The organism is Peptostreptococcus sp., assembly GCF_977045075.1.
In genome coordinates, this window is record NZ_CDRRTB010000001.1 from 1 (window position 1) to 12,429 (window position 12,429).

General features: G+C 34.9%; 14 protein-coding genes. 13 read left to right on the plus strand and 1 reads right to left on the minus strand.

The features are described from left to right. Positions 1–13 precede the first annotated feature (13 nt). The 13 genes from ACW6OJ_RS00005 (at position 14) to ACW6OJ_RS00065 (ending at position 11,013) form a co-directional block, all read left to right on the plus strand. Positions 14–115: a hypothetical protein gene (locus ACW6OJ_RS00005; protein WP_456095438.1), complete on the plus strand. Its 102-nt coding sequence runs from the start codon at positions 14–16 to the stop codon at positions 113–115. A 375-nt stretch (positions 116–490) separates the two neighbouring features. Next, positions 491–1,828, plus strand: a complete 1,338-nt coding sequence (nox, locus tag ACW6OJ_RS00010) for a H2O-forming NADH oxidase (protein WP_456095405.1) — start codon at positions 491–493, stop codon at positions 1,826–1,828. 214 nt (positions 1,829–2,042) lie between these two features. Next, entirely contained in the window at positions 2,043–2,348 is a 306-nt protein-coding gene (locus ACW6OJ_RS00015; protein ID WP_456095406.1) for a hypothetical protein, read from the plus strand. 495 nt (positions 2,349–2,843) lie between these two features. After that, positions 2,844–2,981, plus strand: coding sequence for a hypothetical protein (locus tag ACW6OJ_RS00020; protein WP_456095407.1), 138 nt, complete (start codon positions 2,844–2,846; stop codon positions 2,979–2,981). 30 nt (positions 2,982–3,011) lie between these two features. Continuing rightward, positions 3,012–3,188: a hypothetical protein gene (locus ACW6OJ_RS00025; RefSeq protein WP_314495633.1), complete on the plus strand. Its 177-nt coding sequence runs from the start codon at positions 3,012–3,014 to the stop codon at positions 3,186–3,188. Positions 3,189–3,483: 295 nt separating this feature from the next. Next, entirely contained in the window at positions 3,484–3,648 is a 165-nt protein-coding gene (locus tag ACW6OJ_RS00030) for a hypothetical protein (RefSeq protein ID WP_293429383.1), read from the plus strand. Between the two features lie 130 nt (positions 3,649–3,778). Further along, positions 3,779–3,964 carry a YjcQ family protein gene (locus ACW6OJ_RS00035; RefSeq protein ID WP_456095408.1) on the plus strand — a complete coding sequence of 62 codons (186 nt, stop codon included), beginning with the start codon at positions 3,779–3,781 and terminating at the stop codon, positions 3,962–3,964. Between the two features lie 432 nt (positions 3,965–4,396). After that, the gene (locus ACW6OJ_RS00040) at positions 4,397–4,639 is read left to right on the plus strand and encodes a uroporphyrinogen-III methylase (protein WP_293433159.1); all 243 of its coding nucleotides are present in this window, start codon (positions 4,397–4,399) and stop codon (positions 4,637–4,639) included. Positions 4,640–5,047: 408 nt separating this feature from the next. Beyond that, the gene (locus tag ACW6OJ_RS00045; protein ID WP_456095409.1) at positions 5,048–5,650 is read left to right on the plus strand and encodes a hypothetical protein; all 603 of its coding nucleotides are present in this window, start codon (positions 5,048–5,050) and stop codon (positions 5,648–5,650) included. Positions 5,651–5,827: 177 nt separating this feature from the next. Beyond that, positions 5,828–6,430, plus strand: coding sequence for a sigma-70 family RNA polymerase sigma factor (locus ACW6OJ_RS00050; RefSeq protein WP_456095410.1), 603 nt, complete (start codon positions 5,828–5,830; stop codon positions 6,428–6,430). Continuing rightward, positions 6,417–7,478 (plus strand): DUF4179 domain-containing protein, encoded by a 1,062-nt coding sequence (locus tag ACW6OJ_RS00055; protein ID WP_456095411.1) that lies wholly within the window; start codon positions 6,417–6,419, stop codon positions 7,476–7,478. The genes ACW6OJ_RS00050 and ACW6OJ_RS00055 overlap by 14 nt, the downstream gene beginning before the upstream one ends. A gap of 265 nt (positions 7,479–7,743) precedes the next feature. Next, positions 7,744–10,431, plus strand: a complete 2,688-nt coding sequence (locus ACW6OJ_RS00060; RefSeq protein ID WP_456095412.1) for a cation-translocating P-type ATPase — start codon at positions 7,744–7,746, stop codon at positions 10,429–10,431. Positions 10,432–10,683: 252 nt separating this feature from the next. Continuing rightward, positions 10,684–11,013, plus strand: a complete 330-nt coding sequence (locus tag ACW6OJ_RS00065; RefSeq protein ID WP_007789505.1) for a DUF2325 domain-containing protein — start codon at positions 10,684–10,686, stop codon at positions 11,011–11,013. A 330-nt stretch (positions 11,014–11,343) separates the two neighbouring features. Here the strand turns inward: ACW6OJ_RS00065 and ACW6OJ_RS00070 are convergent, their stop codons facing one another. Continuing rightward, on the minus strand, positions 11,344–12,420 hold the full coding sequence (locus tag ACW6OJ_RS00070; protein WP_456095413.1) for a DEAD/DEAH box helicase: 1,077 nt from the start codon (positions 12,418–12,420) through the stop codon (positions 11,344–11,346). Between the last annotated feature and the right edge of the window lie 9 nt (positions 12,421–12,429).

The window sequence follows — 12,429 nt, forward strand, 5'->3', positions numbered from 1 at the left end:
TGACGTGATCGTAATGACTAAGTCAACTAAGAAGGGCTTAACTAGGATGATTGGTTCTTGTACAGCCTATGTTTTAAAGCATGCTAAGTGTACTTTAGTTATAGTACCTGAATAGACTATAGCTAGAATATTGATATAAAGTAATTTAATAGAGTGACTATTGCTCCCTTGGAAATTTCCAGGGGAGTTTTTTATTGCGATATTTTTTAAAAAAATGGGCAAAATTCTAATAAAAAAATCACAAATAAAAAAATATTTTGTAAATTTTCTAGACTGTAAGCATTGCAAGGCAAGGAGTCTAACTTAAGATAAAAAAATTTTTGAGAAAATGTTTCTTTTTCATGAAAAAAATGTTTATGAAAACACTTACAAGGGTAAATCCATAACAGAGTAAATTTTGACGTCAATCTATATAAAAACAAATTTTAATTATGGTGATTCCTACAATTCGTAAAGTAGGGTCAAAGTAAAAAACATTATGGAGGTAATTATGAGTAAGATTATAGTAGTAGGTGCAAACCATGCTGGTACAGCAACAATTAGAACAATTTTGAGTAACTATCCACAGCACGAAGTGGTAGTATATGACAAGAATAGCAACATTTCATTCCTAGGTTGTGGTATGGCACTTTGGATAGGAAAGCAGATTTCAAAGGCAGATGGTTTGTTCTACGCTGATAAGGCTCAGTTAGAATCTATGGGTGCTAAGGTACACATGGAAGCGGATGTACATGATATTGATTTCGATGCAAAGAAGGTATTTGTAAAGCTTAAGGATGGAACAGAAATAGAAGATACATATGACAAGATCATATTAGCTACTGGTTCACTTCCAATCATACCAAATATACCAGGTAAGGATTTAGAAAATGTTCAGCAGGTTAAGCTATACCAGAATGCTGCAGAAGTTATTGAAAAGCTAAAGAACCCAGACATTAAGGACGTTGTAGTTGTTGGTGCTGGTTACATAGGTGTAGAATTAGCAGAAGCATTTGAAAGACTAGGAAAGACTGTAACAATGGTTGATATAGCTGAAACTTGTCTTCCAGCATACTATGACGAGCCGTTCACTAGCCTAATGAAGGAAAATCTTGCTAGCCACAATATAAACCTTGAATTTGGTCAGACAGTTCAGGAAATAAAGGGAACTGACGGTAAGGTTTCTTCTGTAGTAACTGACAAGAAGGAAATCAAGGCAGATATGGTTATCCTTTCAATAGGATTCAGACCAAACAATGCCCTAGGTAAGGATAAGCTAGAATTATTCAGAAATGGTTCATACCTAGTAAATAAGAAGCAGGAAACTAGCTTAAAGGATGTTTATGCTATAGGTGACTGTGCTACAGTATATGACAACACTATAGACAACACTAACTATATAGCACTTGCTACAAATGCTGTAAGAAGTGGTATTGTTGCTGCTCACAATGCAGCTGGTACTGAAATAGAATCTATCGGTGTTCAGGGATCAAATGGTATTTGTATCTATGATCTAAAGATGGTTTCTACAGGTATAACTGTTGCTAAGGCTGAAAAGCTTGGTATAGAAGTTGGATACACTGATTTTGAAGATACTCAGAAGCCAGCATTCATAGAAACAACTAATCCAGATGTTAAGATCAGAATAGTATATGACAAGAAGACAAGAGTAGTTCTAGGTGCTCAGATGGCATCTGAATACGATATGTCAATGGGTATCCATATGTTCTCATTGGCTATCCAGGAGAAGGTAACTATCGATAGACTTGCTCTATTAGATATATTCTTCCTACCTCACTTCAACCAGCCATATAACTATATTACAATGGCAGCACTAGGTGCTAAATAATAGATATATCAATTTATACAGCCGAGGGATTCCCTCGGCTGTTAGTATTTTGGTGGCAATATTTGTATTACATCTATATTATACAACCAAAACTTCTTAAAAATTTTAAAATATAAAGTATACTTATAGTAAGATGTATATCTGCTGACTCAACATGGTTAGGTAGTATACTTAGAATTGTTAAATTCATAGAAAATGGAAGGTGATAAATTTGTTGAAATTAAAAGAAGTAATAGGTGGGAACGGCCTAGGTGGAATTTTAGTAACTCTAGAAGATGGACGTTGTGCATGTGTAGTAGTATCGAAAAAATTAATAATTATAGAAGTTCTTTTAGATTCTTTTTTGAAGTGGACTAGTTTTGATGAAGAGGCATCAGAACAGGATATTAAAGATTTGGAAGAAGTACTAAAAAATCCAGAGATGGTACGATATGGTCCTTGTGCAAAAGATTACTTGATGGATAAAAAAATGAAAGAACAATTTGATAAAATAAAACGAGAAGCAGACTATAATTATTAAAGGTGATGCATCTCAATTTAGTATAAAAATATAAAATTTGTATGTGATACGCATTTTTTATCAGGATAATATCTATAAAAACATACTTTCTAATACTTCTAAATATAAATAGTAATAATTAATTTCCCAAATCAGCCCAATTAGGACAAAATATATGTTATAATAATACAATACTAGTAATACTTACTATATTTGGATATGAAAAATAACAAATATTTTCAAATATTCAAAAAATAATTGCAAAAACAATTAAATTGTTGTTTATTAAAATAAGTACTAAAGATAAAAACAATAATATCAGAAAGGATACGTGAATAATTATAGAAAAATACCTATAAAGTGAATTAATAATCACCAAGGGGCAAGATATTTACGAGTGTTTTTTAGCTGAATCATAAACAGTACAAACTGATAATAGAAAAATTAGGAGTGCTGAAAATCTAGGAATAGATAATGTGATGTGTAGCATGTAGCAGTATTAAGGAGTTGATTGAGATGCTAAACAGAGAACAAGTACTAGAGGTTGCGGAACTATTTTTCGGTAGTAAGCCAGAGGAAGCTTATAAAAAGGTTAGCTCTATGAGTGAGTGGGCGCAGTTTACAGGTTCTATTAAAAAGAAAGATATAGGATAAAGTGTTAATTAAAATTATGGAGGAGTTATTATGATGGTGATATTTAGTGAAAAACTAAAAAAGCTTATGGAATTAATAGAGCCGTATGAAGAGTATGACTTTGAAAACGGTGGCTCGAAATTAGTTAATGACGCTCCAGAAGAAGTTAAAAAACTATTCCCAGAATATATAGCTTTAAGACATAAGGAGTTATCGGGATTAGACTAAGCACTTTAACAGTAGTTAGGGTGCTTTTTTAGTGCAGTAAATCTATATAACGGATTTTGGCTGAAATTCGACGTATAAAAATCTATATGACGAAAAAAGGCTGAAATTCGTTGTATAAAATATGAGAGGAGTAGTATATGAAATATAGGAAAAAACCAGTCATAATAGATGCTTTTCAATTTAATGCGATTTTATGAATAAAGACGGAACATACCAACTAATGTAAAGGTAGGTTGGGGTGTAGATAATGATAAAATACACTTAACTACCGTGATAATTGAAGAGGTGAAGTAATATGAAAATAAAACAGTATGATAGAGTTAGATTGAAAGATGGTAGAGAAGGTGACGTAATGGAGATATATGGAGATTATGAAGTTTTTTTAATTACTGTTGGTGTTGATGAATATACTTGGGAAGATATAGATGTAAAACTAGATGATATTGTAGAGGTGATATAGTGGATAACCTTAAAACAGTGTATAAGATGCTTGTTGGAATTGAATCGTCTATGGACGTATCCGATTTGATTGTACATTTCTAGAGACATTAAAAATATCAGAAGAAAGAAAAAATAAAATACTCCAATCAATGATTGATGATGGATTAATTGATGGGTTTACAAGAGTCAATTATGCGGGCGGCTATGGCTTTAAAGCTTTAGAGCCTAGGCTGACAATTAAAGGGATGGAGTTTCTACAAGAAAATTTGACAATGCAAAAAATAAAGAATGGTTTGAAAGACATAAAATTTGTATGTGATACGTATTTTTTATAAGGATAATATCTATAAAAACATACTTTCTAATACTTCTAAATATAAATAGTAATAATTAATTTCCCAAATCAGCCCAATTAGGACAAAATATATGTTATAATAATACAATACTAGTAATACTTACTATATTTGGATATGAAAAATAACAAATATTTTCAAATATTCAAAAAATAATTGCAAAAACAATTAAATTGTTGTTTATTAAAATAAGTACTAAAGATAAAAACAATAATATCAGAAAGGATACGTGAATAATTATAGAAAAATACCTATAAAGTGAATTAATAATCACCAAGGGGCAAGATATTTACGAGTGTTTTTTAGCTGAATCATAAACAGTACAAACTGATAATAGAAAAATTAGGAGTGCTGAAAATCTAGGAATAGATAATGTGATGTGTAGCATGTAGCAGTATTAAGGAGTTGATTGAGATGCTAAACAGAGAACAAGTACTAGAGGTTGCGGAACTATTTTTCGGTGGTAAGCCAGAGGAAGCTTATAAAAAGGTTAGCTCTATGAGTGAGTGGGCACAGTTTACAGGTTCTATTAAAAAGAATGAAAATGATAGAAGAATGCGTATAATAATGAGGAAGAGTGATTTGTCGGTTTGGGACAAGCATACTGCAGTTATAGGAAATGAAAGTATGTGTCCTACCTACGATATTGGTTATTAGGCATATCATAAGGCTTGTGATAGAGCCTTATTCATACTATATTACAAATTTGCACGTCTACTGAATTTCATATAAAATACCCTAAACATCCATACAGTATGGGTGTGGTCAGTCGAGGAAGTTCCTCGACTGATTTTTTATATAAAAGTTATTTGCCTGCTTTTATGTTAGTTAAAATATTAGAGTTTGTAATTGGTTTAGATATTTTACTATTCTAATCTGAAAATAATTAAGAATTATAAAAGAAACAATAAAAATAGATTAAATAATTATTAATAATAGGCAAAGCTACTTGACCAGGGAATGGAATTATTATAAATTAAAGTTAAGAAATAGAATTATTTAATTGGATAAGGTGACTAGGAAAGTCGTCAATATATGTTTTATGTTGTAGAAAGGATGGTTATTATGAAAGCTAGTATACACAATAAAGAAAACGATTTAAATAAGAGAGAAAGTTTGAATCAAAAAAACAGTATGAAGTTGTATAATGTGTTTTTCCCATTATGGGCATTAATACTTTTTCCAATGTTTTGGATAGTATCCATACCATTTAATTTCGTGGTTGATTCTATTGTTCTCCTAATAGGACTTAAGCTAGTGTCTAAAGGTCAGCTTTGGAAAAATTATTCCAAGTCTATCTTGCAGGTATGGATATGTGGCTATATAGCTGATATGATAGGCAGTGGCCTAATGTTCTTGTCCACAATGTTTGGCTTTAAACTTACGGGTAACATTGGGATATCTATAAGGCATATAGTAGATAATGTCATGGAGAGCCCGTTGAAGACACCGGAGACATTTATTTTTGTAACAGTTTTTGTTGTCTTGGTAGCTATCATAATCTACTTCCTAAATTATAAGTTCTGCCTAAGGAAAACTGATTTAGACCAGGCCCAAAAGAAAAAGGTATCTATACTTATGGCGGTATTGACAGCCCCATACTTATTCTACCTTCCAACTACGACTTTTTATAACTTTATTGAGAAGATAGCTGGATTTTTTTCTTAGATAAACCAGGGTCTTAAATAAGGTTATAGATAAAAATTTTTAAATGAGTTTATAAGACTCGATATAAATAAGAGACTTTATTTCCTACGTTTAGGTAAAAAATCCATAAGTTTTTATAAAAATGAAAGAATTAATCTCCAATTTACGTATTATATAGTAAAGAGGGGGGTGGTAGATATGAAAGTTGACGAGCACAATTTTATAGACCTAATAAAATCAAAAAATGAGTCAGGCCTTGACTACCTTATTGATGAGTATGGTTGGATAATCAAGACTGTCCTGAAAAAGGAATTGGCTACTTGTCCGGACTTATATGATGAGACCTTTAACGATTGTCTCCTGTTTGTTTGGAACAAGATAGGTGGATATGATCCACTTAAGTCAAAGTTTTCTAACTGGTTAGGCATGGTAGCCAAGTACCGGTCCATAGATGCAAAAAGGAAATTTTTGAAGAAAGCTAATAGAGAACTTAGCATGGATACCGGAATAATTAGCTTAGAAAACTACAAGTCTAGTCAAATTGATGGTGTTGGCTGCCTGGAAAGGGAAGCCAGGGCAGGGCTAGTGGATGAGTTGGATAGGGATATAAAATCCTTACTTGACAGGCTGAGTCCCACAAATAGGCAGATTTTTTGGGATAGGTATGTTGAAGACTACGGTATTGATGAGCTAAGTGAAAAATACAAGATTAGCAAGCAGGCTATCTACAATAGGTTGGCCAGGTCTAGGGACAATCTGAAGCTTATGGAAAACGGAGGAAGTAGTTATGAAAAAAAATAAGGGACATGATTTTTTAAATGATGGAAATTTTGATATATCATCCTATGATAGACAAGACTTGAATGAATTTGAAAAGGCAAAATTAAAGAGGGATATTCACAAGTCTATAAAGAAGGATACAAGACTTGCTGGCTTTAACAAGAAGATAGTAGTAGCCGGTCTTGTAATGATGACCTTGGTTGGCCTATACCAGGTTCCAAGTGTAAAGGCCTATACTAGGGATGTTATAGATAATGTGAGATATTCAATAGCAGATGCCATGGATAATGAGGCCTACAAGCCTTATGCTAATATAGTACACAAGGCTGTAGAGGACAAGGGCATTGGCCTTCAGCTTGAGGATGCCTTGATGTATGACGATAGGATTCAGCTAACATTTTTAGCTAAGGGTGATGACAAAATGACATATTCACCTGATGACCTTGTCTTTAATATTGGTGGGACATATCTTAGACCAAACGGTTCTATGGGGCATAGTTTCCAAAAGGATGGGGTAGAATACAACTGTATGACATATACCTTTGATAAGGATATAAAAGACTATCTAGGAAACAAGAAAAATGTTGCTGTATATGTAAGGTCTTTAATGGCCTTTTCAGAAAAGGATGCTCAGCAAAATTCTAGCATTAGTGGAGATTGGGCTTTTAAGTTTACAGTTAACAATGATTTTGTCAAGGACTCGCTTCATATAAACCCAGGCATAAATATCAAGTCTAAGGGTATTGAGGTCAATGTAAAAGATATTATTATTAGGCCTACAGGCAAGGTAGAGGCCAAATTAAAAGTAAACAATTCCGATGGCAAGAACTATTTATTTTTTATAGAGGGCAAAAATGATAAGGGAGAATTACTGGAACTAGAATCATCATATTCAGATAGGAAGGAAGCTACCCTTATACAAAGTGAATTAAGTAAGCTAAGAGTTGATAGGGATGCCCTTAAAAATTTCACCTTTAAACTTTATGCATCACAAATGCCTGAAAAAAATGGATACTATGACGAAAATGAAAATAAATTCCAGGTTGGTAGTGATTTTGTAATAAAATAGAATTTAATATAAAGTTTTGTTATATAAGCTATAAACGATTGACAAGAGGGATATTAGTATACTATAATTGTTACATGAAGGGGAGTAGCACTATAGTATACTATATCCGTTAATCGTCAGGCCAGTATTTTTATACTCGGTTAACAGACAAGGGCAGCCTTGACAGCAAGACCTTCAAAATAAGCAGTTAGATTATGTGTTTATTTTGAGTGTCATGTTGTTAAGGTTTTTTTATTAAATAATACTTGTAGGAATGGAGGTTTTTATGCAAGAAAAGAATGAAATCAAGTACTATCTAAAGGATAGTGACCAGGTTTTAGCAGACCTAGGAGTGGGTCATGATGGTTTATCCCAGGCTGAGGCCAGTTCTAGACTAGAAAAGTATGGTAAAAATGAATTGAAAGAAAAAGCGAGTGATCCTACTTGGAAGATATTCCTGGAGAGCTTTAAGGACCCAATGGTAATTATACTGATTGTAGCAGCTCTTATACAGATAGTTACAGGTTCTATGATGGAATCACTAATTATATTCCTAGTCCTAATCCTAAATGCAGTTTTGGGAACAGTCCAGACCAAGAAGGCAGAGTCTTCTATAAATAGTCTAAAGCAACTGTCTGTCCCAAGTGCCAAGGTGGTAAGGGACGGCGAAAAGCTTACTATATCATCTAAGGATGTAGTCCCTGGAGACATAGTCCTATTAGAGGCTGGTGACTATGTTCCGGCTGATGGTAGACTACTAGAGGCAGAGTCACTAAAGATAGTGGAGGGCATGCTGACAGGTGAGTCAGAGCCAGCCAATAAGTTGGTTGACAGGATAGAAGAGGATTGTAGTGTTGGTGACAGGGTAAATATGGTTTATTCTACATCTATGGTTGTAAATGGTAGGGCCAAGTTTGTCTGTACAAGTACAGGTATGGACACTGAAATAGGTAAGATAGCTGATATGCTAGACAATACAGAGGTCAAGCAGACTCCTTTACAGTCAAATATAGAGAAATTCTCTAAGAAGCTCGGTGTAACTATTTTAGTTATATGCTTGTTCATATTTCTAGTAGAGGTAATGAGGGCTATGACCCATCCTAATTCAGGTGATCTCAAGGTGGTAATCTTGAATTCCTTTATTTTTGCAGTTGCCATAGCGGTTGCAGCAATACCGGAAGCCCTATCTTCTATAGTAACTATAGTACTTTCAATGGGTACTAATACTATGTCAAAGAAGAATTCCATAATAAGGAAGCTACCTGCAGTTGAGACTCTAGGTTCAACTTCTGTTATATGTACTGACAAGACTGGTACACTTACTATGAACAAGATGACAGCCCTTGAATACTACAAGTATGATGGTCAGAATGCAGGCTCTATTGAAGTGGTAGAGGAAGGTCAGAAGGATCTGGATAATATAGGTGGCTTTAATACTGAGGATATGATAAGTATTGCGGCTGCCCTATGTAATGACTCAGTTATTAGTGAAGATGGCAAGGAAATAGGTGACCCTACAGAGGTAGCTTTGACAGTATTTGCTGATAAGAAGGGCTATATTACTAAGAGGGTGAGGAATACTTATCCTAGACTTCAGGAGATACCTTTTGACTCGGATAGGAAGCTGATGTCAACTGCCCATAATATTGGTGGCAGGGATATCATGATTACCAAGGGTGCACCAGACATACTGATATCGAGGTCTGTAAAGTTATTGTCCGGAGACCAGGTGATAGATATGACTGATGATATCAGGAAAAAGATACAGGAACAGAATGAGACCTACTCGAGAAATGCCCTTAGGGTATTGGCCTTTGGATACAGGGACCTTGAGTCAGGCGAAGTAATAGATATAGCTGGGGAAGATAATTTTGTCTTCATTGGCTTGATAGCCATGATAGATCCACCAAGGGCAGAGGTTATTGATGCTGTTGCTAAGGCTAAGAGTGCTGGCATCAAACCTATTATGATTACTGGTGACCATAAGACTACAGCCGTTGCTATAGGCGAGTCTATAGGACTATTTGAAGATGGTGACTTATCATACACAGGCCAGGAACTTGATAATTTGAGTGAAGCAGAATTAGACCAGCAGCTAGAAAAGATTAGCGTATATGCCAGAGTTTCTCCTCAGAACAAGATTAGGATAGTAAGTGCTTGGCAGAGGAAGAACAAGGTTACAGCTATGACAGGTGACGGTGTAAATGATGCGCCAGCCCTTAAGAGTGCTGATATTGGTATAGCCATGGGTTCAGGTACTGAGGTTGCCAAGGACGCTTCAGCTATGGTCTTGGTAGATGATAATTTTGCCAGCATTATAGATGCAGTAGAGATTGGTAGAACAGTATATAGTAATATAAAGAAGTCAATAACCTACCTATTCTCAGGTAACCTAGGTGCTATAATATCCATATTATTTGCTGTTTTTGCAGATTGGTCAAACCCATATACTGCCCTACAGCTGATATTTATAAATATGGTAAATGACTCCTTGCCAGCTATTGCTCTTGGTATGGAAAATCCAGAAGAGGGGATTATGTCTCTTGCACCAAGATCTAAGGATGAGGGTCTTCTTGGAGGAGGCACTTGGCAGGCTATCCTATCTAGGGGTACTTTTGTAGGATTGGCTGCGATAATAGCCCAGTATATTGGTATGCAGCAGTCTGCGGAGCTTGGAGTAGCCCTAGCATTTACTACCCTATTGTTGTCTAGGACCTTCCAGACCTTTGCTTGTAGGTCTGACTTCAAGAACCCATTTGAATTAGGCTTTTTCTCTAACAAGTATGTTATACTTGCAGTTCTAATTTGTTTAGGCCTATTTGGTATAGTTATGATACCATTTATTAGACCTATATTTGCTATACCAGTGGCATATTCCATCAAGGATTTTGCTATTTCGCTTGGATTGGCAATAGGATCTATAATTTGTATGGAAATTACAAAGGCTATTAGCTATAAAAAGAAATTTAAATAAGACCTAGGAAAGGGGTCTAACCCATGTCTTAGGCATATGTATAATATCCAGTCGATTTGATAGGAAGGTTCCTATGGTCGACTGGATATTTTTACTCTTAAAGATATATAAAATTAATTGAAAAAAATTATCGATAAGTATTGACATTTTTTTTGTTTTTAGATATTATATATACAGAGATGATAATAATTATCAAGACAAAAATGGTATTAATGAATTTACATATTGAGTATTTTAAGGGGGGTTCTTTGTATGAGCTTATTGGTAATAGGCGGACACGAGAGAATGGAAAAAGATTATTACAAGCTTGCTAAAAATAGAGGTTATAAGACTAAGGTATATACTACTATGTCTAGTCAGGTTAAAAATTCAATAGGAAGTCCAGATGCCATAGTGATCATGACATCAACGGTTTCTCACAAGTTGTCTAGGATAGTTGAGATGCAGGCCAAGAAGATGAATATACCTATTTTTAGACATAAGAACAGCAGCAAGGTTGCCTTCAATGAATGTCTAGAGGAAATTGATGTTTGTCTAGGTAACTGTAGTAACTGCAAGAAAAACAAGTGCAATAATAACTAGGATAAGCCTACTAAGAGCTTGAATCAGAAGATTCTGGCTTGAACAAGAAAAGGTAATTGGTAAAAACAAAAAGTAAAATCGTTTAAGAGCTACTATAGCAAGAGCTAATCTAGTGCAAAAACTAGGGTAGCTAAAAAGCTAGAGTAATATTAGCCAGCTTGTACAAAAGCTAATTAAGTAGACAAGCTAGCTGTGAATAAGGTAAATAAAACAAAAAGAAAAAGTAGTATTAATAAGTAGAGACTTAACTTAGATTGAGTGTAACGTAGATACTAACAGTTATGCTATGTAAAATAAAATCCTCCACCCAAATTTGGGTGGAGGGTTTTTTTACAGATTTTTTACTTCTTCGTATACTGCCATATTTTTTTCGGTTACCATGGAGGTTGCCTTACCCTCTTTACCGAGCCTACCAGACCTGCCCACCCTGTGGACATAGTCCTCCAGTCTTTCTGGGAAGTCGTAGTTGTATATATGGGTAATGCCGCCTATATCAAGGCCTCTTGAAGATAGGTCCGTGGAAATCAAGAACTGTATCTTGAGGTCCCTAAAGTCCTTGATTATTTTTTCCCTCTTAGTTTGGCTGATATCACTATGGATTTTCTTACAGTTATAGCCAGCCTGGCCCATTTGCAGCTCTAGCTTGTCTACCCTAGCCTTAGTCCTGCAGAAGACTATGGCCATAAAGGGCCTATCATCATCTATAACCCTGCAAAAGTCTTCAAACTTGTTCCTGTCTGTAGTATGAACAAAGACCTGGTCTATTAGGTCTGGTATATCATTGTTGCTATCTAGACTTAGGATGTCTAATGGGTTTGCATATCTATAGGCAAGCTTTTTGACCTTTGGGTCTACTGTAGCTGATAGGAAGAGTAGCTGGTCGTAATTTTTAATATTTCTAATTATGGTATCTATTTCATTCCTAAAGCCCATCAAGAGCATCTGGTCAGCCTCATCTAGGACTAGGCAATCTACATTGCTTATATCTATAGACTTCCTGTTAATATGGTCAAGCAGACGACCAGGTGTGGCAATTATAATATTTACCGTGTTTTTTAGTTTTCTGATTTGTGACTGGATGTCACGACCACCATATACTGGCAGGACGGAAATATCCCTATCAAGCTTGTCTGCGATAGACTGGGCTTCATTTCCTATTTGAATTACTAACTCCCTAGTTGGAGCTAGGACTAAGACCTTGTCAAGCTTGCCCAGGTATATCCTATTTATAAGGGGGACCAAGAAGGCAAGGGTCTTGCCAGTACCGGTATTGGATTCAATTATAAGGTTCTGGCCATCAAGAATTTTGCCAATGCTAGTTGCCTGGACTGGAGTGGGTGTTTTAATACCAATTCTGGCCAAGGCTTCTACTATATTTATATCAATTCCTATATCTGTGAAAGTCATACTAATTCC